The following is a 22,559-nucleotide window of genomic DNA, read 5'->3' as shown; positions in this document are numbered from 1 at the left end:
GAATACGCAGTCCCGTTATGGGACCGGATACAAGCATTTACTTAACGCGGCTTGGTTGTGGAAATCGGCCTGCAATTCCCGGCCAACGCTATGCTCTGGCTGGCAAGCCGGCATCGCGAAGTGCCTGATGCGCATCGGAAATTGTGTGTTCGCCAAAATGGAATATCGATGCGGCGAGTACGGCGCTGGCATGGCCCTGTGTCACGCCCTCCACCAGATGATCGAGCGTTCCAACGCCGCCGCTGGCGATGACCGGAATGCCAACCGAATCCGCGATTGTGCGGGTCAATTTCAGATCATAGCCCGCTTTGGTTCCGTCACCATCCATCGATGTGACGAGCAATTCGCCCGCGCCAAGTTCTGCCAGCCGTTTGGCGTGTTCCAGCGCATCGATCCCGGTGGGTTTGCGCCCGCCATGGGTGAAAATTTCCCATTTCCCGGGCGCAGTCCTGCGCGCATCGACTGAAGCGACAACGCATTGGCTGCCGAAGCGAGCAGCGATTTCGGACACGACTTCAGGCCGTTTTACCGCCGCGCTATTGATCGCGACCTTGTCAGCCCCCGCCAGCAGCAAGGCGCGCGCATCCTCTACCGAAGCCACGCCGCCGCCCACGGTCAGCGGCATAAAGCACACTTCGGCGGTGCGCTTGACCACATCGAGCAACGTCCCGCGCCCTTCATGCGTGGCGGATATGTCGAGAAAACACAGCTCGTCCGCCCCCGCCGCATCATAGGCCTGCGCCTGCTCCACCGGATCGCCCGCATCGCGCAGGTCAACGAAATTGACACCCTTCACCACGCGCCCATCGGCGACGTCGAGACAAGGGATAACGCGGATACGGACGGTCACGGAACAAACCGGAAAAGGGCAATAATTGTGACCGTTCCTGCAAAAAATACCAGCACGCTCATTGCAATCGAATACCAGAAGAAGCCCGGTTTTCGATCTCGCGCAATCAGTTTCCCAAACAAATTGTACACGCCGCTTGTCAGCCCATGAACCACGTTGATCCCGGTGACCAGCAACACAATAGCCAGCGTTGTCAGCGCGAGATAAATGCTCATGCTCTATTGCTCACGCCCGCGCGCCCATTTCAATTGCCGCGGCCAGATCCAGCCGCCCATCATACAGCGCGCGTCCGGTAATCACGCCCTCAACCCCCAAATGCGCTTGCATCGACAGGATATGAATATCGTCGAGGCCTTTCACCCCGCCGCTGGCGATCACAGGCAGATCGGTGCGCTGTGCCAGCTCAACCGTGGCGTCGATATTACAGCCTTTGAGCAGACCGTCGCGCCCGATATCGGTGAAAAGCAGGCTGGCGACGCCCGCATCTTCGAACCGGCGTGCCATATCTTCGATCCGCACATCGGACACTTCGGCCCAGCCATCGGTTGCGACCATTCCGTCGCGCGCATCCACCGCCACGACAATGCCGCCTTCAAATTCCCGCGCCATGTCTTTGACAAATTCCGGGTCCTTCAGAGCCGCCGTGCCGATGACAATCCGCGCCACGCCCGCGTTGAACCATCCTTCGACATCAGCGCGCGTCCGGATCCCCCCGCCAAGCTGAACATAGCCGGGGAATGCCGCAACAATCGCTTCCACCGCCTCACGATTTTGCGCGCTACCCGCGAAGGAGCCGTCGAGATCGACCACATGCAAATGCTCCGCGCCTGCTTCGGCAAACAGCAACGCCTGCGCGGCGGGATCATCGCCATAGACCGTCGCGCGGTCCATATCACCTTCGGCGAGGCGCACGACCTGGCCCTGTTTGAGATCGATTGCGGGAAAAATGATCATGATTGCCCCTTACCCGTATCGTCATCCCAGCGAAAGCTGGGATCGGGTTCAATAGTGTTTGACCAAGCGGTAAGCGATCCCAGCCTGCGCTGGGATGACGGGATCAAGGCTTCCACGCCAAAAACCTCTTCAGCAAACCCAATCCGTAGGCTTGGCTTTTCTCCGGGTGGAATTGAACCCCCACCACATTATCGCGCGCCACCGCCGCGACCAAGCCGCCGCCGTGGTCGGTCATCGCCGCAATATGTGCCGGCTCGTCTGCAGCGAAATGGAAGGAATGCAGAAAATAGGCCTCGCCACCCTCGATCAGCGCGCCATTGGGTGCATGCGCGGACAGGGCCACATCGTTCCATCCCATATGCGGGATTTTGATCGCCGGATCGGTCCGTTCAATCGCGCGAACTTCGCCGGGCACCCAGCCGAGCCCCGGGGTTACACCATGTTCCAGCCCCTGCGTCGCCAGCAATTGCATGCCTACGCAGATGCCAAGGAAGGGCGCGCCGCCCACATGCACACGCTCGGCCATTGCCGCGGTCAGCCCGTCAATCGCCGACAATCCTTCGGCGCAGGCTTTGAATGAGCCGACACCGGGCAAAACAATCCGGTCCGCCGCGCGCACAATGTTGGGATCGGCGGTAATAACCACGCCGTCCGCCCCCACCGCTTTCAGCGCATTGTGAACCGAATGGAGATTGCCCGCGCCGTAATCGATGAGCGCGACTGTGTTAGCCACCCAATTGGCCCTTGGTACTGGGGATCGCGCCACCTTTGCGCGGGTCAAGTTCAACCCCGATGCGCATTGCGCGGGCAAAGCCTTTGTAAATCGCCTCGCAAATGTGGTGGTTATTTGTGCCGTAAAGCAGTTCGACATGCAGCGTGATGCCCGCCGTCTGCGACACCGAATGGAACCAGTGTTCGATCAGTTCGGTATCCCATTCGCCCAGCTTTTCCTGGCTGAACCCGGCTTTCCAAACCAGATAAGGCCGCCCCGAAATATCGAGCGAGACGCGCGCCAAAGTTTCATCCATCGGCGAATAGGCCGTGCCGTACCGGCCAATCCCGCCTTTGTCGCCCATCGCCTCTACCAAGGCCTGACCCAGCGCCAGCGCGCTGTCTTCGGTCGTGTGATGCTGGTCCACATGCAGATCGCCGTCGACTTTCATCGTCACATCGATCAGCGAATGGCGGCTGAACTGCTCCACCATATGGTCGAGAAAACCGATACCCGTCGACACATCATAGGCGCCAGTCCCGTCGAGATTGACCTCGACAAGGATTTTCGTTTCGGTGGTGTTGCGTTCTATTCGGGCGGTGCGCATGCCTCCGCTATAGCTTTGGTGCTTATCGGCGCAAGTTCTACCGCCACGCTGGCTGCCAAGCTTTTATACTTTGCGGGTAAGCGTGGATTGCCGCTTGACCCCGCGCAATCTGCGCGCCACCTAACGTCGCGATATGAGTGATGAAACACCCGATAGCCTGATCCCCTATGACGATATCGTGCAGGAGGCCCTGCGCGCTGTTGTTGGCCGTGTTCTGGGGCAAATCGTTGACAATGGCAGCGAATTGCCGGGCAACCACCATTTCTACATCACTTTCAAAACCGGTGCGCCGGGCGTGGACATTCCCAAGGCCCTGCGCGAACGGTTCCCCGATGAAATGACCATCGTGTTGCAAAACAAATTCTGGGATCTGGAAGTTGACGAGGAAGGCTTCTCTGTCGGGCTCAGCTTCAATGCGGTCCCGTCCAAGCTCGACATCCCCTATTCCGCGATCACCGCCTTTGTCGATCCGGCTGTCGATTTCGGCCTGCAGTTCCAGGCAACCGTTGCCGACATGGCGCCCGAACCGCATGAAGATGCCGAAAATGACAAGGCAGAAGAGCGCGCGGCAATCGTTGGCAGCGAAGACGGATCCAACGTTGTCACGGTCGATTTCGGCAAGAAGAACTGATTACGCGCGCCGTGTCTGGCGCGGCGTAGCGGCGCAAGGATTATGAGCATGGCTGGAAAAGCCCCCACCCCCAAAGCCACCACCGGCGATGGCACGATTCCGGAAAATCCCGAAAGGGATGTTCCCGGGCCAAGCGATATTCCCACCACCAATCTGCTGATGGCCGGAATTGTCATGAAGGCGGGATCCTATCTGGTCACAAATTTCGTGCAAAAGCGCCTGCTAAAAGGCCGCTACGGAGTGGAAGATGCAGATGCAATTATCCAGAGCCGCGGCCTGAAGCACAAAGCCGCCTCTATCGTTGCGGCCAAAGTGGCGACCAAATCGGTGCCGGGCGCGCTGGTGATAGGCGGGGCGCTGGCCGCGAAGACATTGTTCGATCGCGGCGGAAAACGGCGCAAGGCCAAACGCGAAGCCGACCGAAAATTGCTCAAACAGGCCCATAGCGACTGATTTTCGGGAGCGCCGCGCGCGACACTCTTGATTCTTGGGCCGCCTCTGCCCCATGAGCAGGCATGGCCGATCAGAGCACACTTTCCCGCCCCAACCTTTCCCGCCGGGGGATGTTATTCATTCTTTCCTCTCCTTCGGGCGCAGGAAAAACCACCATGTCGCACAAATTGCTCGGCGCGGATGAGGAGATCAAACTCTCCGTATCGGTGACCACCCGCCCACCGCGCGAAGGCGAAGTCGACGGGATCGATTACCATTTCGTGTCCGATACGAAATTCGAAGAAATGGTCAGGAATGACGAATTTTATGAATGGGCGCATGTGTTCGATCACCGCTACGGCACGCCCAAGGGATATATCCGGCAGGGATTAAAGGAAGGGCAGGATTTCCTGTTCGATATCGATTGGCAGGGCACGCAGCAGCTCTACCAGAAAGACCAGCAGGATGCCGTCAGCGTGTTCCTGCTACCGCCCAGCCTTGCCGCATTGCGCAGCCGCCTGGAAACCCGCGCGCTCGACAGCGCCGAAGTGATCGAAGGCCGCATGCGGCGCGCACGCGACGAAATCAGCCATTGGGCCGAATATGACTATGTCGTGATCAATGACGATGTCGATGAATGCTTCGTCAAAGTCCGCGAAATCCTGCACGCCGAACGCATGAAACGCACCCGCCAAACCGGGCTTATCCCGTTTGTGCGGGAGTTGATGGAGTAGGTTCGGGAAGAATATCTGCTTCCGCCGCAATTGCGGGCTGGCTGGCACTAATCAACACGTCGAGCATTGTCGTGCCACACGACCCAGAGCACTACCACGCGCGTTAGATATAGCCGCCAGAGCGAACATCATTTCGCCCCAGTAAGAGCAATCATTTTCCTACTCGCCGACAATCCTTTATGCCGAACACCGCTCTTCGAAATCGTCGAACAGATCGATTGGAAGTCGCGACTCGTTTCATATCTTCAAGTGACGCTTTTCTTCCTCTTGAACCCTGGTCCATGTGGTCCATGTCTTCCATTCTTGCAGGATCGCGCGCATGAAAAAGGCCGCCGGATTGCTCCGGCGGCCTGTCCTCATCGAGCGGGCATTTGCTGTGAGGGGGACTTACTCGCCTGATGGGTCGACGAAGTTTCCTGCGCCGATATTCGCGTTTACAACGCCGCCATCAATAGGAATTGTCGTGCCCACTACGTAATCGCCCGCACGGCTGAGCAGGTAGATCGCGCCCGCCGCCATATCCTCGGTCACGCCGACCCGGCCCGAGGGGATGCCGCGTTTGACCATGTCTTCATTGTCGCGCGCGGCCCGGTTCATCTCGCTCGGGAAAGCGCCGGGGCCGATGCCGTTGACGATAATGTTGTCGCCGGCGAGTTCGGCCGCCATCCGGCGGGTCAGGTGGATAAGCCCGGCTTTGGACGCCTGATAGGGATAGGTCGGCCATGGATTGCTTTTCATGCCGTCGATTGATGCGATCATCAGGACTTTGGCCGGGCGTTCGGGCGTTGCCGCGGCTTTGAGCAGGCCATGCAGCTTCTGCGTCAGGAAGAACGGGGTTTTGACATTGAGGTCCATCGTCCGGTCCCAACCTGCCTCGGTAAACTCCTCGAAAGGTTGGCCCCAGGCAGCACCGGCATTGTTAACCAGCAGATCAAGCTTGTCCTCGCGGCTGGCGAGTTCATCGGCCAGCGCCTGAATGCCGTCAATCTGCGACAGGTCTCCGGTCAATCCGATGACTTTGTCACCCAGCTCTTCAGCGGTGGCATCGACCTGCTCTTTCTTGCGCGCAACGATATAGACCTTCGCGCAGCCGGCCTCCAGCAGCCCTTCGACAATCATCTTGCCGATCCCGCGCGAACCGCCGGTCACCAGCGCGATTTTGCCTTCAAGGCCGAAAAGATCGTTCAATTTCATCATGGGTCTGTTCCTTAATATCCGCTCATCCGGGCAACGCGATCGGCGTGGTAATAGGCATCGCCCATAAATTCGTTCAACGCCCGGTCGCGCTTCATGAACAGGCCGATGTCATATTCGTCGGTCATGCCAATGCCGCCATGCATTTGCACGCCTTCGCGCACGGCAAGGCCTGCTGCATGGCCGACTTTCGATTTTGCCACCGAAACCATCAGATCGGCATTTTCGCTGTTACCATCGAGCAATTGCGCCGCCTTGATCGTGACCGCTTTGGCCACTTCGACTTCGGAATAAAGATGCGCGGCGCGGTGTTGCAGGCTCTGGAATTCGCCGATCAGCTTGCCGAACTGCTTGCGCTGTTTGAGATAATCGACGGTCATATCCATCGCGCCGCTGGCAACGCCGCAGCCTTCGGCAGCAGCGCCGACACGCCCCGCATTGAGCACCTTGTTGAGAATCTCGCGCCCGCCATCGACTTCGCCAATCACCGCATCGCCATCAAGCTCGACACCGTCAAACTTGGTATGCGTCGCCATCGAACTGTCGACCAGACGCACGGCGTCATGGTCCATGCCCGCCGCGTCTTTGGGGACAGCAAACAGAGTGATGCCGTCTTCGTCATCATCGCTGCCCGATGTCCGCGCCGCCACAACGATCATGTCCGCACTGGCGCCGTGGACCACAAAATCCTTCTGGCCCGACAGCTTGAAACCATTGCCCGATTTCTCCGCCTTGGTTCTGATCCGCTCGGGCCGGTGTTTGGCGCCTTCATCAATGGCAACGGCAAACACGCTGTCGCCCGAAATCAGGCCCGGCAGATAGCGGCCACGCAAATCCGCGCTGCCATTGTTGAGCGCGGTTGCTGCCAACACCGAACTGGTCAGGAATGGCGATGGCGTGAGGTTGCGGCCGATCTGTTCCAGAACAATCCCGGCCTCGACATTGCCCATGCCCATGCCGCCATCTTCTTCACCAACGAGAATGCCGGTGAAGCCCATTTCGGCGAACTGTTTCCACAATTCGTGGCCAAATCCGTCTTTGCAATCGCGGTCACGCCAGTGGCGCAGCTGTTTGGCAATCGCGCCTTCATCGGCAATGAATTGCGCGGCTGTGTCGGCGAGCATCGCCTGATCTTCATCGTAAAATAGTGGCATTGATCAGGCTCCCGGCAGATCAAGAATACGTTTGGAAATGACGTTCAGCATGACTTCGCTGGTTCCGCCTTCGATCGAGTTGGCTTTGGTGCGCAGCCAATTGCGCGATGGCTTGCCGCCACCGGTTTCGTCGCTTTCCCATTCGAGGCTGCGCGACCCGCCAGCCGACATCATCAATTCGTGACGGCGCTTGTTCAGCTCTGTCCCGACATATTTCATCATATTAGGCTGCGCGGGATGGCCTTTGCCGGCTTTCATCTCGTCCATGAATTTCTCGCCCATTGCGGTGAAAGCAAGCGCATCGACATCGAATTGCGCCAGTTCGGCGCGCAGCACCGGATCAAGATCGTCGCCATCCTGGGCGCTGCGGCGCTGCATAGCCGCACCGATGGCAGCCGTATGTTCGCCGCCGCCCATGCCGGAAATCATCTCACGCTCGTGTCCCAGCAGATATTTGGCAACATCCCAACCGCGATTGATCTCGCCCACATAGCCCGGGCAATCATCGCCATAGGATTTGGGCACTTTGACATCATCAAAGAAGGTTTCGCAAAACGGGCTGCTTCCGCTGATCAGCAGGATCGGCTTGGTCGAAACGCCCTGGTTGGTCATATCATAGAGCATGAATGTGATGCCCTGATATTTGTTGTCCTTGTCTGTCCGGACGAGGCAGAAAATCCAGTCGGCTTGATCGGCATAAGAGGTCCAGATCTTCTGGCCATTGACCACCCAGTGATCGCCTTTGTCCTCGCCAAATGTTTGCATCGAGACAAGATCGCTGCCCGAACCGGGTTCTGAATAGCCCTGGCACCAGCGTATTTCGCCACGCGCGATTTCGTTGAGGAAGCGCTGCTTCTGGCCCTCGGTACCGAATTTCAGAAGCGCCGGGCCCAGCATCCAGATGCCGAAGCTGGACAATGGCGGGCGCGCGCCAATGCGCGCCATTTCCTGGCGAAGAATCTTGGCTTCGGCAGCAGACAATCCTGCGCCGCCATATTCCTTCGGCCATGCCGGAACCGTGTAGCCCTTGTCGCGGCACGATTCGAACCACGCCTTCTGCGCGTCGTTCTTGAAAGTAGCATTGCGGCCACCCCAATAGGTATCGTCATCATCGCGTACGGGTTGACGCATTTCTTCGGGGCAATTGGCATCAAGCCAAGCGCGCGTCTCTGTACGGAATTGTTCCAGATCGGACATTATGGTTCCTCTCGATTCGGGTTTATCAGGGCCAAATCGACCCTCCGATTGCCGTTTACGTTAAGGGCAAAAGGCAGTGCATCGCAAGCGCCTCTGCGCTGACCCGCCGTGCCGTAGCGTCAGGCAAAGCAGCGTTGACGCTTAGGTTCCTATCCCTAAGCTGGTTGCAAAGAAAAACCTTGGGAGAGGTGCATGCGATTCTCTGGAAAAACCGCTGTCGTCACCGGCGCAGCATCAGGAATTGGGAAGGCTTCCGTGCTGCTGCTTGCCAGCGAGGGCGCGCATGTTTTTGCCGCCGATATCGACGAAGCGGGCGGCGCAGAATTGGCCGAAAGTTCCAACGGCAAAATCACTTTCCAGCGATGCGATGTGACCTCTACAGAGGATATCAAGGCGCTGATGGATCGCGCAGCGGCAGACACCGGCGGGATCGACATTGTGTTCAACAATGCAGGTGCGGGCGGCGATGGCGCACCGATCGACGAGATCGAGCCGGAAGGCTGGGACCTGACAATGGACCTGCTGCTGCGCTCGGCAGCCTTCGGCATCCGCTATGCAGTTCCGCATATGATCGGCCGCGCCAATGCATCGATCATCAACACGTCGAGCGTCGCCGCGGTCGGGCCGGGTTATTCCCCCAATGCCTATGCGGTTGCCAAGGCCGGCGTGTTGCATCTGACAAAGATAGCAGCAGCCCAGCTGGCCAGGCACCAGATCCGCGTCAACGCGATCCAGCCGGGCTTCATCAACACCAACATTTTCACCAGATCGCTGGAGCTAGAGGGCCAGAAGGCAGAGATTGGCAAACAGGCAATCGCCGCCATGTCGCAGCAGGCGCAACCCGTTGCGCGCGGCGGACAGCCAGAAGATATTGCCAACGCAATGGCCTATCTGGCGAGCGAGGAAGCATCCTTCGTCAACGGTCATTCGATGATTGTCGATGGCGGGATCACCTTGGGCCCCCGATACTCTTGGGATCAATCAGAGCCGAGCATATTCGATTCACTGCGCGCGCTGGCAGAGGCTGAAGCCGAGTGAGCGCCGAAACCGCCAAACCACTGCCGCTACGGATCAAGCTGTTCAACGGTTCGGGCGCAATCGCGTTTGGCATCAAGGACAACGGTTTTTCCGTTTTTCTACTGACCTATTACAATCTGGTCCTGGGGATGGAAGCATGGTTGGTCAGCCTTGCGCTGGTCATCGCTTTGATCGTTGATGCGTTCATTGATCCGTTTCTGGGAAATCTTTCCGATCGCACTTACACAGCTTGGGGGCGGAGGCTTCCATGGCTTTATGCGGCACCGATCCCGCTTGCCTTTGCATGGTATTTTCTATGGATGCCGCCGGTCGATGGTACGCCCAGTTTCTGGACGCTTTTGACACTTGCGATCATCGTGCGCCTGCTGCTGTCAGCCTGCGAAGTCCCATCGATTGCGTTGGTTCCCGAACTGACGCGCGATTACGAAGAACGTACCACACTGTTCCGGTTCCGGTTCCTGTTCGGCTGGGGAAGCGGATTGGTCATTCTGTGGCTGGCTTACGGTGTGTTCCTGATCAATGGCCCCCAATCGGCAGAGGGTTATGACAGCTATGCGCTCTATGGCTCGGTCGTGATGGCCATAGCCGTGCTGGTTTCCGCCGCAGGGCAACATAAATGGATCGCCCGATATCCGAAGGACCGGCCAGATCCATTTGGATTCAAGTCCGCTTTCCACGAAATTCGCGAGGCGTTTTCCGAAAAGGCTTTCCTGATTTTCGCCGCCGGTGCGCTCGCGGCCTATGTCAGTCAGGGGATGACATTTGCCCTTTCGAACTATCTCTACATTTTTGTGTGGCAGCTTTCGCTCTCGCAATTATCGTATATTTATCCGATCGTCCTGTTCCTAAGCGTGGTGCTGGTGTTCTACGCTCTGGCAGGGCTGCACAGCCGGTTCGGCAAAGCGAAAACCGGCGCGGTCGCGACGATTTTGTCGATGACATTGTGGCTTGTCCCTTACGGGCTGTTTCACATCGGCTGGTGGCCCGAACTGGGCACCAACGCCGCCGCCTTTACATTGTTCGGCTTCATTTTCCTGAGCAACGCAGCCGGGGTTGCCGCAGTGATCTCGGCGACCTCGATGGTGGCAGAGGTGATCGAACAATTCGAACAGCGCACCGGCCGCCGCGCCGAAGGAAGTTTTTACGCAGGCAACTGGCTGGTCCAGAAAAGCGCCACTGGCGTGGGAATATTGCTGGCCGGCGTAATGCTGTCGGTTTCGCAATTTCCCACCGGCAGCGCCCCGGGCGACGTTGCAGCCAATATTCTCGCGGCGCTGGCCGCAATGTATTGTGCTGCGATCTTTGTTCTGGGCGTTGCATCGGCATTCTGGCTCAACCGTTTTCCGATTGATCGGGCCGAACACGAAGCCCGTCTTGCTGCTCTCAATGACACTTCGCAAAGCGATCTCGACGGCAGCAACACCTTACCCTAAGCAAATACCGAATCGTAATAAGGACAGACCCCATGAATTTTGATCTCACCGAACGGCAGACCCATTGGCGCGACCGCGTGCGCGATTTCATCGAAGCGAATATCCGCCCCAATATGCAGACCTATATCGATCAGGATAATGAGGGTGAGCGCTGGAAAGTCATTCCGATCATCGAAGAGATGAAAGTTAAGGCCAAATCGCAAGGCATTTGGAACCTGTTCATGCCGCCGCAGGGCCAGCTGAGCCATGTTGACGACAGTTTCGAATTTGAGGGCCCCGGCCTGACCAATGTCGAATATGCCCTGTGCGCCGAAGAAATGGGCCGCATTGGCTGGTCGAGCGAAGTGTTCAACTGCTCCGCGCCTGACACCGGCAATATGGAAGTGTTCCACCGTTACGGGACGCGCGAGCAGAAAGACCAGTGGCTGACCCCGCTGATGAATGGCGAGATCCGTTCTGCCTTCCTAATGACCGAGCCGCGCGTTGCCTCTTCCGATGCGACCAATATCGAAACCCGCATCGAACGTGATGGCGATGAATATGTCATCAATGGCCGCAAATGGTGGTCGTCAGGCCTTGGCGATCCACGCTGCAAAGTCGCGATCACGATGGGTAAAACAAACTTTGAAGCCAAGCGTCACCAGCAGCAGTCGCAGGTTATTGTTCCAATGGATGCGCCCGGCGTAAACATCCTACGCCACTTGCCGGTGTTCGGATATGACGATGCGCCGCATGGCCATATGGAAGTCGAACTGAAAGACGTGCGCGTTCCGGCCACGAACCTGCTGCTCGGCGAAGGCCGCGGTTTCGAGATCGCCCAGGGCCGCCTCGGCCCCGGCCGTATCCATCACTGCATGCGCACCATCGGCGTTGCCGAAGAAGCGCTGGCCAAAATGTGCCGCCGCCTGCAAGAGCGCGAAGCTTTCGGAAAACCGATCTACAAACACTCGGTCTGGGAAGAACGCGTCGCGCGCGCGCGCATCGACATCGAAATGACACGTCTGCTGTGCCTCAAAGCCGCCGATATGATGGACAAGGTCGGCAACAAGATGGCCAAGCAGGAAATCGCAATGATCAAGGTGCAGGCTCCGAATATGGCGCTCAAGATCATCGACGATGCGATTCAGGCGCATGGCGGTGGCGGTGTCTCGAACGACTATGGCCTTGCCAGCGCATATGCCCATCAACGGACTTTGCGCCTCGCTGACGGTCCTGACGAAGTTCACGCGCGGTCGATTGCGCGGATCGAATTCTCGAAGCACACCGATCTGCCGAACCATGCTGGGGTCAGCTCGGGCGATATGGCCGCAACGCGATAAACGATCCTTTCGAGACGCCCGGCCCTTGGACAATTTCGGGGCCGGGCTGCTCATTAAGGGCAGAGCCGAGTGGTTCTGCTCATCCTGACGAGAGGTGACGACGCGTTCCGAACCTCGTCTCGAAACACGTTGAGGAAAAAGAAACATGGCAAAAGCAGCAATTCTAGAACAACCCGGCAAAGGGCTCACCATTGGCGAAGTCGAGCTGGCCGATCCGGCACCGCATGAGGTGCTGATTGACACCAAGGCGTGCGGTCTGTGCCATTCGGACCTGCACTTTGTCGACGGCGCTTATCCGCATGCGCTGCCCGCCATTCCGGGCCACGAAGCTGCGGGCGTCGTTCGCGCCGTGGGCAGCGAAGTACGGTCGGTTAAGCCGGGCGATCATGTCGTGTCCTGCCTGTCCGCGTTTTGCGGCCAATGCGAATTCTGCGTTACCGGCCGGATGGCATTGTGCATGGGCGCCGGCACAAGGCGCGATGCGGATGCTCCTGTACGGATCACTCGCAACGGCGGCGAAACGGTCAATCAGATGCTCAATCTGTCCGCCTTTAGCGAACAGATGCTGATCCATGAGAATGCCTGCGTTTCAATCGACAAGGACATGCCGCTGGACCGCGCCGCTTTGATCGGCTGTGCGGTGACAACGGGCGCGGGAACAATCTTCAACGCCGCCAATCTGACACCGGGCGAAACGATCGTTGTTGTCGGTTGCGGCGGTGTTGGACTGGCAGCGATCAACGCGGCGAAAATTGCTGGTGCCGGCATGGTTATCGCGGCGGACCCGATCCCGGAAAAGCGCGAGCTCGCCAAAGTTCTGGGCGCCACGCATACGGTTGACGCGATGGCGGAGGACGCCGCCAAGCAGATCATCAAACTGTCCGATGGCGGCGTGCATTACGCAATCGAAGCTGTCGGCAGACAGGCATCAGCCGATCTGGCCGTTGCCTCGCTGAGGCGCGGCGGAACCGCGATCATTCTTGGGATGATGCCGCTCGATTGCAAAGTGGGATTGGGCGCGATGGATCTGCTCGGCGGCAAGAAGCTGCAAGGGGCGATCATGGGGTACAACCAGTTCCCTGTTGATCTTCCGCGTCTGGTGGATTTCTACATGCGCGGCCTGCTCGATCTCGACACGCTGATTGCAGAGCGGATCAGCCTGGACGAAATCAATCAGGGCTTTGACAAGATGCGCGACGGGCATTCGGCGCGCTCGGTGATTGTGTTCGACTAAGGAAAAGCGGCAATGGACTACGAAAAGGAAATGGTCGGCACGGTCGAGGTTCCCGATGCGGACAAACTCGACGAAGCCAAGCTGACAGAGTGGATGGAAGCCAATGTCGACGGCTTCACCGGACCGCTCAGCATGACCAAGTTCAAAGGCGGCCAATCGAACCCGACTTACCGGATCGACACGCCTTCGCAGTCTTACGTCCTGCGCCGCCAACCTTTCGGAAAGCTGCTTCCCAGCGCGCATGCGGTAGACCGCGAATACAAGGCCATGGCGTGCCTTGGCCCGACCGGCTTCCCCGTGCCCAAAGCTTACGGGCTATGCGAGGACAAGGATGTCATCGGGTCGATGTTCTTCGTCATGGGCCTCGCCGATGGGCGCAGCCTGTGGGATGGCGCCCTGCCCGCTTCGGACAAGGCAGAGCGCGGCGACATTTACAATTCGATGATCGACACGATGGCCGATCTCCACACCACCGATGTTGCGGCCATCGGGATGGATGACTTCGGCAAGCCGACCGATTACTGCGCGCGGCAGATTTCGCGCTGGTCCAAGCAATACAAGTTGTCCGAAACCGAAGTGATCCCGGAAATGGACGAGCTGATCGAATGGCTGCCAACAACCATTCCCGACCAGCATGCGAGCAGCATCGTCCATGGCGACTACCGGCTCGACAATATGATTTTCCACAAAGACAAACCGGAAGTTCTGGCGGTGCTCGATTGGGAACTGTCGACGCTAGGCGACCCGATTGGCGATTTCAGCTATCTGATGCTCAACTGGATCAGCCCGGTTGATGGCCGTGCGGGTATTGGCGGGCTGGATCATAAAGAGCTGGGCATCCCGACGATTGAAGAAGCGACCGAGCGTTATGTGAAGCGCACCGGATATCCGGTGCCGCCGATGGATTGGTATTTTTCCTATAATCTGTTCCGCTTAGCGGGGATTATCCAGGGCATCAAAAAGCGCGTGATCGATGGCACCGCATCCAGCGCGCACGCTAAGAAAATGTCAGACCGCGTGGTCCCGCTGGTCGAGCGGGCCTATCATTTTGCCAAGAAAGCGGGGCTTTAGGGCCGCCGTTCATTCTTGAGCGCGCGTTGCCCTTGCTCCCCTTCGCTGCCATCGCTAGCAGCGCTGGCATATATCTGATTTGGAGCCAGCAATGACCGCAGAACTTGAAAACGCCATCGAAGCCGCTTGGGAAGACCGCGCCAATGTAACGCCCGATAGCAGCGAAGTGCGCGCGCATGTCGATGCCGCGCTGGCTATGCTCGACAGCGGCGAAGGACGGGTGGCTGAACCTGACGGCAATGGCGGCTGGCATGTCAATCAATGGCTGAAAAAGGCGGTGCTGCTGTCTTTCCGGCTCAACGACAATGTGGTGATGGAAGGCGGCTCTGCCGGCGCCCCTGCATTTGACAAGGTTCCTTCCAAATTTGCCGGCTGGGACGAAGCACGCTTCCGCGAAGCTGGCTTCCGCGTGGTGCCCGGCGCGATTGCCCGCAAGGGCTGCCATATCGGCAAGGACGTGGTGCTGATGCCCAGCTTCGTCAATATCGGGGCCTATGTCGGTGACGGAACCATGGTCGACACATGGGGTTCGATCGGCAGCTGTGCGCAAATCGGCAAGAATTGCCACATCTCGGCCGGCACGGGGATTGGCGGCGTGCTTGAACCGATGCAGGCCAACCCGACCATCATCGGCGACAATTGCTTTATTGGTGCGCGTTCCGAGATCGTTGAGGGCGTGATCGTGGGCGAAGGCTGCGTAGTCGCAATGGGCGTGTTTATCACCCAATCGACCAAAATCGTGAACCGCGAAACGGGCGAGATTATCACCGGTCATATTCCGCCTTACAGCGTGGTTGTGCCTGGCGCGCTTCCTGGAAAACCTCTGCCCGATGGATCGCCCGGCCCATCGCTGGCCTGCGCGGTGATCGTCAAAACCGTGGACGCGCAAACCCGATCAAAAACCGGTATTAACGAGCTGCTGCGCGACTGAGCCGCACGCCAAACCGGAACCGTTGGTCTGCTTGACCGTTCCCTTCCCTAAGTACCTTAGAAGAACCTAACGGAAGGGAACCGACTATGCACAAAGACGGCGAAGAAATTCACATTGATGAGATCGAAGCGAGCGGCGGCGAGAAATCCGGACATATGCGCTGGGTGCTGGGTGTCGGATTACTCATTGCGGTTGTCGCAATGTCGCTTGCGTGGATTGTTCCGGCGCTTGGCTAAGCCGGGTGCTGGCAATTATTCCGGAACCGGCGTTTCTATAGGGGCCATGTCCGAAACGCTGGCCTTATAGGCTTCGGCTGCGCGCATCACCCGCATCATATTGCCAAAGGAAATCTGCTCCAATTCGCTTTGCGTGTATCCCCTGCGCGCGAGTTCGGCGAACAATGCCGGATAGGTGGAGACATCCTCCAGCCCGTCAGGCGCAAAGGGGATACCATCATAGTCACCGCCGATACCAATGCTGTCGACACCCGCAATCTTGCGCACATGATCGATATGGTCGGCGGCATCGGTGATGCCCGCGCGCGGTATCGGATTGGCTTCATCCCATGCATCCAGCCGCTTGCTGACCTCTTCGGGTTGGCCTTGCCACAAGGCCTGCAGCCGCGCTTCTTCAGCGGATCGGTTGGCGTTCCATTCGCGCGCAGGCTCACTGAGAAAACCCGGCACATGGGTGATCATGATTATTCCGCCATTCGCAGGCAATCGCGCTAGAACACCGTCGGGCACATTGCGCGCATGGCCGTTGATCGCGCGGGCTGAGGAGTGACTGAAAATCACCGGCGCGCCCGCCACATCCAGCGCATCATGCATCGCCTTTTCGCTGACATGGCTGAGATCAACCAGCATCCCCATGCGATTCATCTCGCGAACAACATCCTTGCCGAAATCGGTCAGCCCGTCATGCTCTGGATCGTCCGTCGCACTGTCCGCCCATGGCGTGTTTCGGGAATGGGTTAGCGTCATATAGCGCGCGCCCAGATCGTAAGTCTGGCGCAGAACCGCCAGGCTCGATCCGATGGAATGGCCGCCTTCCATCCCCATCATCGATGCGATGCGGCCATTGTCGATCGCCGACTGAACATCGTCCGCGGTCAGCGCCAATTGGAGATCGGCCGGATATTTGGCGATCAGACGCTTTGTCACATCGATCTGCTCGATAACCGCCTGCACCGCTTCGGGTTCGGGGAGCGAGGCGGATACATAGACCGACCAGAATTGTGCCCCGACTTTGCCCTCGCGCAGGCGGGCGAGATCGGTATGCATCGTCCGCCCTGCTGGATGATCCTCACCGGTGTCGGTGGTATCGCCAAAATCGAAATCGCCAATCACGTTGCGGTAGCGCCCGCGCAGCTGGATTGGCACATCATTATGGCCATCCCAGATCGGTGCCGCCTCGAGCGCTGCTTCGGCTGTCTCTTCGGGCGTTTCTGCCGCGAGCGGAGTGGCCGCAAGAGCAATCAGCGGAAGCAGAGCAAGCTTTTTCATTTACGGTCTCCGAAAGCGGGCTATGGGTTGTTGCCGCAGCTTAACGCAAAGCTCCCAAGGGGGAAACCGGATGAATTTCAAAGCGGTCCTGATGTGGGTGCTCGCGATATTTTATGCAGTGGCAGGATATTTTCATCTCGCCTCGCCGGGCGGTTTTCTCACGATCATGCCCGATTGGGTGCCGTTCCCGCGCGCGGTGGTGTTGTGGACCGGGGTTGCAGAACTGCTGGGCGCGGCGGGACTGGTCCAGCCATGGTGGCCCCGGCTTCGCAAGGCAGCCGGCATCGGGCTTGCCCTCTACGCGCTGTGCGTATGGCCCGCCAACATCAATCATTTTGCGATGGATATGGCACGCGATGATGGCGGAATGGGTCTCGCCTATCATGTGCCGAGAATGATTGCGCAGCCAATTATCATCTGGCTCGCGCTATGGGTAAGCGGAACGACCACATGGCCGTTCCGCCCCCGATAAGGTGTAAGATTTAGCTGAGGTGCTTCGACACAGCAGCGGTCATCTTGAACATCGAAAGCTGGTCTTTGCCTACAACAGCGCCAAGCTTCGCATCAGGATTGATCTGACGCTTGTCTTTGCTGTCCTGCAGGCCGTTGGCCTTGATGTATTCCCAAACCTTTGACGTAACTTGAGCGCGCGTTGCGGTGGCTACGCCGATTACCGCCTGCAGTTCGCTCGAAACGTTTACTGGTTTTTGAAGTGCATTGTTTTTGCCAGCCATGGTATATTCCTTTCCTAGATTGGCTTCACTTAGTATTATTCTTGGTCATCCTCATCCCAGCCATCGGCCGGGTCGTCGTCGCCCTCCTCGCGCTTGTAGGTGCCGGTTAGCACCGCTGCGGCAACGACATGGCCTTCCATCGCCTTGACCAGCTCGGCGCGCGAAGCGCCGGGCATCAAGACCATCGGTAGGTCGAGCGCGAAGATCTGAAAAATGTAAGAATGGGCGTCATCATCCATCGGCGGCGCGGGAAGCAGCCATTCCGAATTCTGCTGCGAATTCTTGCCGACGCGCGGCGGGACTTCGCCCTCCAGCAGCATGCCCTTCTGCCCCGGGAGTCCCCAAACGGCCCAGTGACAGGAGGGCTCGCTTCCGTTTGTATCGGCATCCTCCACCAGGATCACCAACTCCTGCGTGCCGGGTGGCGGAGCATTCCATTCGAGCGGCGGGGCGACCGCGTCTTCTTCGTCAGCGGTAAAGCAGGGATCCAGCTCTCCGCCATTTTCAAAAGCGGGGCTGGTGAGAGCGAAACCGCCGCGCCCGAATGTGCGCTGGTCGGCCAATGTTGCAACGGTCAGCTTGGCATAGCCTGCATGCGCGCCTTTCACGGCGCTGCTCAGCCAAGCGGGAACTTCTGCGGACATTTACATCTCTCTCCTTGAAATAATGTTCTACGCCCCTTCGGCGGCGGCTGCGAGGCTTGCACAGGGGAAAATCGGACCAAATCGAGGGTTTTCCACTGATGTGACGTGTAAAATGGGGTCAATTTACCCGATTTCCAGCCGATTTACGGATAAGGCGGGATAAAATCCGCGCCTACCGCTTGCCCAGCCGATGTTCACGCGGCATCCTTATTCCATCAATTTGGAAGGCCGAAACAAGGCCGCAGTCGCTTCCGGAGAGTTTTCACATGGGTATTGGTCGTAATGTTCTCAGCCTCTCGCTTGCTGTTTCTCTTGTCGCCTGCGGCGGAGGGGATTCCTCCGGGCCGACTTTCGGCGGCGGTACCCCAACCCCCACCCCGACAACCGCCGGATGTTCGCTTTCCGAGCGGCAGGATTTCGCTTTCGCCGTTCTCGACGAATGGTACCTGTTCCCCGAACTGCTCGACCGCACGGTCAACAAAAACGCGCATAGCTCCGTCCAATCCTATCTTGATGCGCTGGTCGCCCCGGCCCGCGCACAGAACAAGGATAAGGGCTTCACTTTCATCACTTCGATCCAGGAAGAAAACGACCTGATCAATAACGGGTCGAGCGCCGGTTTCGGCATCCGTCTGGGCTATGACACGGTCAACAACCGCGTGTTCATTCTGGAGGCGTTCGAAAACGCACCCGCTTTCCCGCAAGGTTTCGATCGCGGGGTCGAGATCATCCAGCTGGGCAATTCGCCATCTACGCTGCAATCGATAGCCACGATTATGGCCACCGAGGGGCCGCAAGGCGTGGTCAACCGGCTGGGCCCGTCCGATCCGGGTGTGCAGCGGACTTTCGTGATCCGCCAACTCGACACCACCGAAACCCAGGTGACGGTATCCAAAGCCGAATATCCGCTCGATGCCGTTTCCAACCGCTATGGCGCGCAGATCATCAATGATGGCGGCAAGCTGGTCGGCTATATCAATCTGCGTACCTTTATCGTCCAATCGGCCGACGCGGATTTGCGCGCGGCCTTCCAGAATTTCCGCAATCAGGGCGTGACCGAGGTCATCCTCGACTTCCGCTATAATGGCGGCGGGCTGGTCTCCATCGCGGAACTGATGGGCGACCTGATGGGCCGCAACACTGTCGGCCAGGTGTTCAGCCGCACCATCTTGCGCCCGAGCAAGGCCAGCCAGAATTCGACCGAACTGTTCGAAGCAGCCGCGCAATCGATCCAGCCGACCAAGATCGCGGTGATCGGACGCGGCGGCACCGCCTCTGCCAGCGAGTTGGTGACCAATTCGATGATCCCCTATCTCGGAAGCAATATCGCGCTGGTCGGCGCCAACACATCGGGCAAGCCGGTGGGCCAGTTCGGCTTTGACCTGGCCGCCTGCGATGACCGCATCCGCGCGGTGACATTCCAGACCACCAACCGCGACAATAATGGCGAATATTTTGACGGGCTCGCCAGCGTGATGCCCAACACCTGCCAGGCTGCCGATGATATCAGCGCGCAGATGGGCGATCCGGCAGAAGCCTCCACCGCCAAAGCGCTGGAATTCCTGCGCACCGGCTCCGCCGCCTGCACACCGATCACCGGCAAACCCGGCGGCGGCGTGGCACAACAAGCCGCCGAACGCGAAATCCTGCAACCCGACACCCCATCCGCCGTCCAACGCGAGATCCCGGGGCTGTATTAATCTCCTCAAGAGATCGCCAGACCATGACCAAAACCTACACCACCTTCGCCGAGTTCTGGCCGTTTTATCTGCGTGAACATTCCAAGCCGGTGACGCGCGCGCTGCATTATTTCGGGACCACGCTGGTGGTTGCAGTGGCGGTGTTTGCGGTGTGGGCGGGTTTTGCCACGGGCAATTGGTGGTGGCTCGCCGCGATGCCTGTCGCGGGGTATTTCTTTGCGTGGCTGGCGCATTTTACGGTTGAGAAGAACCGCCCGGCGACCTTCACCTATCCGCTGTGGAGCCTGGGTGCGGATTTCAAAATGTGGTGGCTCTGGCTCACCCGCCGCCTCGCTCCGGAGCTGGAGAGGGCGGGGGTTGAGGAGCAGTAAGTAGCGCGTCGTTGGCTAGCTCGTCATTGCGATGCGACGCTGTCGCCGCGGCAATCCAGAGTTAACAGGGACGGACAGACTAGCGAACGGGGCATGCCTCGTTACGGCCGCCATAGATGCCCGGCGGGTGCAATTCGTCGCTGCACAGCAGGCCGCCCCATTGATAGCCGATTTCGCCATCGGGAAGCATGATCATAAACCAGTCATAGCCGTTCATATGCTCGCCCGTATTGACCAGCAGCGTCACCGGATCGCCTTCTTGCAGGCTGGTGACGCGGTCAAATTCCATGCCGGGGCCGGCGCGAACTATCCCGCCATAGGACCGCGCGCGGATATTGAGCGCGGCCTCTTCGGCGGCTTCGTCAGTCTCGCCCGCCGGATTGCTGCACATGCCCGAGCCCAGCTCTGTTTCGACAAAGCCTTCATTGCCCTTGGCATGGAAGATCACCCCCATCCCGGCATATTTGATGCCCGAACCGCTGGGGATCTGGCGCATCGGTTCGGTTGTCGGCTCCCCCTCTTCGGTGCCATCGCCTGAACTGAACTGGACATAAGCATCGGCATCATTGCGCGCCGATATTACCACCAGCACATCGACATCGCCGATCCGTTCGCACACGAACTGGTCATCGAAGGAAGCATGGGCAGGAGCGGAAAAGCCGGCGATTGCAGCCCCGGCGACAAGCGTTGATGCAAGTATGCGTTTCATAGTCCGAAGTCCTCATCAGCGTGGTTGTGTGGTGCCTTGATAGACGCCTATCATACGAAAGACTTGGACAAAAACGAAACCGGAGGTGCCGCAATGCCCGAAACACCCGATCCAATTGCCAATGCCAAGGGCCGCTGCCTGTGCGGCGCTGTGACCATCTCGGTCGCGCAGATGAAGGCGGAACTGGATGTGTGCCATTGCGCCATGTGCCGCCGTTGGGGTGGATCGGCGCTGATGGGGGTGAGCGGGGAAAGCTTTACCGTGGGCGGCAGGGAGCATGTGACCAGCTATGCCTCTTCCGCATGGGCAGAACGGGCCTTCTGCAACAAATGCGGCAGCAATCTATGGTACCGCTATACTCCGGCGGACAATTTCAGCTTTCTGGCAGGGCTGTTCGATCTGCCTGACAATCTAGAATTTCTGCAGCAGATATTTGTCGACGAGAAGCCGGGATATTATGATTTTGCGCAGCAATGCCCGATGAAAACCGGCGCAGAGATTATTGCTGAGGCAAAAGCTGCGGGTCACACTTTCGAGGAAAGCTGACCCGCGCTTTTCGATGTTGTGTCAGCGCGCCTGCTATTCGGCAGGGACCGCTTCCAGTTCCTTTTGCGCGGCGAGTTCCGCGGCTTCGGCCTGACGCTTTTCGCGTTCGATCCGCGCGACTTCGCGCTCTCTTTCCATTTGCAGCGCACGGTCGGCCATTTCACGCCACGCGGTTTCGCTGCGCAGAGCGCGTTCACGTACATTGTCCAGCGTCGCGGCCTTGGCTTCGGCTGCGGCTTCATTGGCGCGAGTGTTATAAAATTCGAAATTCTGGCTCAAATTTTCTCTCCTGCTGGTTAAAAGACAAAGCCGGATGCGGTGGCTGATTTGCAACCACCACATCCGGAATATGAAGGGCTGACTTATGCTGCGGTGAGGTTCACCGCCGAAGTCTTGCCGTTACGGCCTGTCTCCAGTTCATAATTGACGCGCTGTTCCTTATCCAGCGTTTGCATGCCGGCGGCATGGACAGCTGTAATGTGAACGAATGCGTCATCGCCGCCATCTTCGGGCTGGATGAAACCATAGCCCTTATCGGCGTTGAAGAACTTTACTGTACCTGTAGTCATTCTGGCGTTCCTTTCGAGAACGTATCTACCGCCGCGGCAGTATCGCCACATACGGGTATGCGTCAGTGCGTGAACTCAAAGGAAGTCGTCGCCAGATTTGGAGCCACTCGGCCTCTCGCCGTAGGGTCCGTAGTCATAGTACCGAAGTCCGTCGCAATTTTCGACGTCAGCGCGGGGTGTTTAGCACGCGTGCAACGATTCGCCTAATCTCTAATCTATTGTTGCGCGCCGTATGTCCCGCAATGAACCGGCAGGCGCCGGTCTGCGCGCGTTTGCTTGCCAATTGGGGC

The 22,559-nt window shown here is 58.5% G+C and carries 28 protein-coding genes; 14 read left to right on the top strand and 14 right to left on the bottom strand.

All coding sequences use genetic code 11. The annotated features are described in order from the left end of the window. Positions 1 to 88: 88 nt before the first annotated feature. The 5 genes from hisF to hisB all read right to left on the bottom strand — a co-directional run bounded on the left by hisF (position 89) and on the right by hisB (position 3,123). Entirely contained in the window at positions 89 to 850 is a 762-nt protein-coding gene (gene hisF / locus GRI41_RS13915; protein ID WP_160605743.1) for an imidazole glycerol phosphate synthase subunit HisF, read from the bottom strand. Further along, positions 847 to 1,065, bottom strand: a complete 219-nt coding sequence (locus tag GRI41_RS13910; protein WP_160605742.1) for a hypothetical protein — start codon at positions 1,063 to 1,065, stop codon at positions 847 to 849. Before GRI41_RS13910 ends, hisF begins: the two co-directional genes overlap by 4 nt. 10 nt (positions 1,066 to 1,075) lie before the next feature. Then, positions 1,076 to 1,804 (bottom strand): 1-(5-phosphoribosyl)-5-[(5-phosphoribosylamino)methylideneamino]imidazole-4-carboxamide isomerase, encoded by a 729-nt coding sequence (gene hisA / locus GRI41_RS13905; protein ID WP_160605741.1) that lies wholly within the window; start codon positions 1,802 to 1,804, stop codon positions 1,076 to 1,078. 103 nt (positions 1,805 to 1,907) lie between these two features. Continuing rightward, complete coding sequence (gene hisH, locus GRI41_RS13900) at positions 1,908 to 2,537, bottom strand: imidazole glycerol phosphate synthase subunit HisH (RefSeq protein WP_160605740.1); 630 nt, start codon at positions 2,535 to 2,537, stop codon at positions 1,908 to 1,910. After that, on the bottom strand, positions 2,530 to 3,123 hold the full coding sequence (hisB, locus tag GRI41_RS13895) for an imidazoleglycerol-phosphate dehydratase HisB (RefSeq protein ID WP_160605739.1): 594 nt from the start codon (positions 3,121 to 3,123) through the stop codon (positions 2,530 to 2,532). The genes hisH and hisB overlap by 8 nt, the downstream gene beginning before the upstream one ends. Before the next feature lie 133 nt (positions 3,124 to 3,256). Between hisB and GRI41_RS13890 the strand changes: the two genes are divergently transcribed. The 3 genes from GRI41_RS13890 (at position 3,257) to gmk (ending at position 4,920) form a co-directional block, all read left to right on the top strand. Next, complete coding sequence (locus tag GRI41_RS13890) at positions 3,257 to 3,754, top strand: SspB family protein (protein WP_160605738.1); 498 nt, start codon at positions 3,257 to 3,259, stop codon at positions 3,752 to 3,754. Between the two features lie 48 nt (positions 3,755 to 3,802). Beyond that, complete coding sequence (locus GRI41_RS13885) at positions 3,803 to 4,207, top strand: hypothetical protein (RefSeq protein WP_160605737.1); 405 nt, start codon at positions 3,803 to 3,805, stop codon at positions 4,205 to 4,207. Between the two features lie 62 nt (positions 4,208 to 4,269). Continuing rightward, positions 4,270 to 4,920, top strand: coding sequence for a guanylate kinase (gene gmk, locus GRI41_RS13880; protein ID WP_160605736.1), 651 nt, complete (start codon positions 4,270 to 4,272; stop codon positions 4,918 to 4,920). 387 nt (positions 4,921 to 5,307) lie between these two features. Here the strand turns inward: gmk and GRI41_RS13875 are convergent, their stop codons facing one another. The 3 genes from GRI41_RS13875 to GRI41_RS13865 are packed head-to-tail and all read right to left on the bottom strand — an operon-like array spanning position 5,308 to position 8,465. Next, the gene (locus GRI41_RS13875) at positions 5,308 to 6,114 is read right to left on the bottom strand and encodes an SDR family NAD(P)-dependent oxidoreductase (protein WP_160605898.1); all 807 of its coding nucleotides are present in this window, start codon (positions 6,112 to 6,114) and stop codon (positions 5,308 to 5,310) included. 14 nt (positions 6,115 to 6,128) lie between these two features. Then, positions 6,129 to 7,268: an acyl-CoA dehydrogenase family protein gene (locus GRI41_RS13870; protein WP_160605735.1), complete on the bottom strand. Its 1,140-nt coding sequence runs from the start codon at positions 7,266 to 7,268 to the stop codon at positions 6,129 to 6,131. Positions 7,269 to 7,271: 3 nt separating this feature from the next. Continuing rightward, entirely contained in the window at positions 7,272 to 8,465 is a 1,194-nt protein-coding gene (locus GRI41_RS13865) for an acyl-CoA dehydrogenase family protein (RefSeq protein WP_160605734.1), read from the bottom strand. Between the two features lie 192 nt (positions 8,466 to 8,657). Here GRI41_RS13865 and GRI41_RS13860 point away from each other — a divergent pair, with 192 nt between their 5' ends. From GRI41_RS13860 to GRI41_RS14270, 7 genes are all read left to right on the top strand, one after another. Beyond that, positions 8,658 to 9,503, top strand: coding sequence for an SDR family NAD(P)-dependent oxidoreductase (locus GRI41_RS13860; protein ID WP_160605733.1), 846 nt, complete (start codon positions 8,658 to 8,660; stop codon positions 9,501 to 9,503). Next, positions 9,500 to 10,936 carry an MFS transporter gene (locus GRI41_RS13855; RefSeq protein WP_160605732.1) on the top strand — a complete coding sequence of 479 codons (1,437 nt, stop codon included), beginning with the start codon at positions 9,500 to 9,502 and terminating at the stop codon, positions 10,934 to 10,936. The genes GRI41_RS13860 and GRI41_RS13855 overlap by 4 nt, the downstream gene beginning before the upstream one ends. 32 nt (positions 10,937 to 10,968) lie before the next feature. Further along, the gene (locus GRI41_RS13850; protein ID WP_160605731.1) at positions 10,969 to 12,255 is read left to right on the top strand and encodes an acyl-CoA dehydrogenase family protein; all 1,287 of its coding nucleotides are present in this window, start codon (positions 10,969 to 10,971) and stop codon (positions 12,253 to 12,255) included. A 145-nt stretch (positions 12,256 to 12,400) separates the two neighbouring features. Further along, positions 12,401 to 13,489, top strand: a complete 1,089-nt coding sequence (locus GRI41_RS13845; protein ID WP_160605730.1) for a Zn-dependent alcohol dehydrogenase — start codon at positions 12,401 to 12,403, stop codon at positions 13,487 to 13,489. Positions 13,490 to 13,501: 12 nt separating this feature from the next. Further along, the gene (locus tag GRI41_RS13840) at positions 13,502 to 14,560 is read left to right on the top strand and encodes a phosphotransferase family protein (RefSeq protein ID WP_160605729.1); all 1,059 of its coding nucleotides are present in this window, start codon (positions 13,502 to 13,504) and stop codon (positions 14,558 to 14,560) included. 91 nt (positions 14,561 to 14,651) lie between these two features. Continuing rightward, positions 14,652 to 15,491 (top strand): 2,3,4,5-tetrahydropyridine-2,6-dicarboxylate N-succinyltransferase, encoded by an 840-nt coding sequence (gene dapD, locus GRI41_RS13835; protein ID WP_160605728.1) that lies wholly within the window; start codon positions 14,652 to 14,654, stop codon positions 15,489 to 15,491. Between the two features lie 86 nt (positions 15,492 to 15,577). Next, positions 15,578 to 15,727 (top strand): hypothetical protein, encoded by a 150-nt coding sequence (locus tag GRI41_RS14270; RefSeq protein WP_202388819.1) that lies wholly within the window; start codon positions 15,578 to 15,580, stop codon positions 15,725 to 15,727. Between the two features lie 15 nt (positions 15,728 to 15,742). Here the strand turns inward: GRI41_RS14270 and GRI41_RS13830 are convergent, their stop codons facing one another. Continuing rightward, the gene (locus GRI41_RS13830) at positions 15,743 to 16,996 is read right to left on the bottom strand and encodes a dipeptidase (protein WP_160605727.1); all 1,254 of its coding nucleotides are present in this window, start codon (positions 16,994 to 16,996) and stop codon (positions 15,743 to 15,745) included. A 70-nt stretch (positions 16,997 to 17,066) separates the two neighbouring features. Here GRI41_RS13830 and GRI41_RS13825 point away from each other — a divergent pair, with 70 nt between their 5' ends. Beyond that, positions 17,067 to 17,468 (top strand): DoxX family protein, encoded by a 402-nt coding sequence (locus tag GRI41_RS13825; RefSeq protein ID WP_160605726.1) that lies wholly within the window; start codon positions 17,067 to 17,069, stop codon positions 17,466 to 17,468. A gap of 10 nt (positions 17,469 to 17,478) precedes the next feature. Here the strand turns inward: GRI41_RS13825 and GRI41_RS13820 are convergent, their stop codons facing one another. Both GRI41_RS13820 and GRI41_RS13815 read right to left on the bottom strand, forming a co-directional pair. Further along, a complete protein-coding gene (locus tag GRI41_RS13820) occupies positions 17,479 to 17,730 on the bottom strand; it encodes an SWIB/MDM2 domain-containing protein (RefSeq protein WP_160605725.1) in 252 nt (83 codons plus the stop codon). A gap of 35 nt (positions 17,731 to 17,765) precedes the next feature. Further along, positions 17,766 to 18,374 (bottom strand): YbhB/YbcL family Raf kinase inhibitor-like protein, encoded by a 609-nt coding sequence (locus GRI41_RS13815; protein WP_160605724.1) that lies wholly within the window; start codon positions 18,372 to 18,374, stop codon positions 17,766 to 17,768. A 266-nt stretch (positions 18,375 to 18,640) separates the two neighbouring features. Here GRI41_RS13815 and GRI41_RS13810 point away from each other — a divergent pair, with 266 nt between their 5' ends. Together GRI41_RS13810 and GRI41_RS13805 are read left to right on the top strand one after the other, a co-directional pair. Then, entirely contained in the window at positions 18,641 to 20,074 is a 1,434-nt protein-coding gene (locus GRI41_RS13810) for a S41 family peptidase (RefSeq protein WP_160605723.1), read from the top strand. A 23-nt stretch (positions 20,075 to 20,097) separates the two neighbouring features. Beyond that, positions 20,098 to 20,445 (top strand): DUF962 domain-containing protein, encoded by a 348-nt coding sequence (locus GRI41_RS13805; RefSeq protein WP_160605722.1) that lies wholly within the window; start codon positions 20,098 to 20,100, stop codon positions 20,443 to 20,445. 79 nt (positions 20,446 to 20,524) lie between these two features. Here GRI41_RS13805 and GRI41_RS13800 read toward each other — a convergent pair whose 3' ends face one another. Then, a complete protein-coding gene (locus GRI41_RS13800; RefSeq protein WP_160605721.1) occupies positions 20,525 to 21,154 on the bottom strand; it encodes an MliC family protein in 630 nt (209 codons plus the stop codon). A 93-nt stretch (positions 21,155 to 21,247) separates the two neighbouring features. On the opposite strand from GRI41_RS13800, the gene GRI41_RS13795 reads away from it, so the two are divergent. Continuing rightward, positions 21,248 to 21,700, top strand: a complete 453-nt coding sequence (locus GRI41_RS13795; protein WP_160605720.1) for a GFA family protein — start codon at positions 21,248 to 21,250, stop codon at positions 21,698 to 21,700. Positions 21,701 to 21,733: 33 nt separating this feature from the next. Here GRI41_RS13795 and GRI41_RS13790 read toward each other — a convergent pair whose 3' ends face one another. Further along, on the bottom strand, positions 21,734 to 21,979 hold the full coding sequence (locus GRI41_RS13790; protein ID WP_160605719.1) for a hypothetical protein: 246 nt from the start codon (positions 21,977 to 21,979) through the stop codon (positions 21,734 to 21,736). Between the two features lie 83 nt (positions 21,980 to 22,062). Beyond that, entirely contained in the window at positions 22,063 to 22,269 is a 207-nt protein-coding gene (locus GRI41_RS13785) for a cold-shock protein (RefSeq protein WP_160605718.1), read from the bottom strand. Between the last annotated feature and the right edge of the window lie 290 nt (positions 22,270 to 22,559).

Source organism: Pontixanthobacter aquaemixtae, from assembly GCF_009827395.1.
Lineage (GTDB): Bacteria > Pseudomonadota > Alphaproteobacteria > Sphingomonadales > Sphingomonadaceae > Pontixanthobacter > Pontixanthobacter aquaemixtae.
This window is presented reverse-complemented; position numbering and strand designations above follow the sequence as displayed.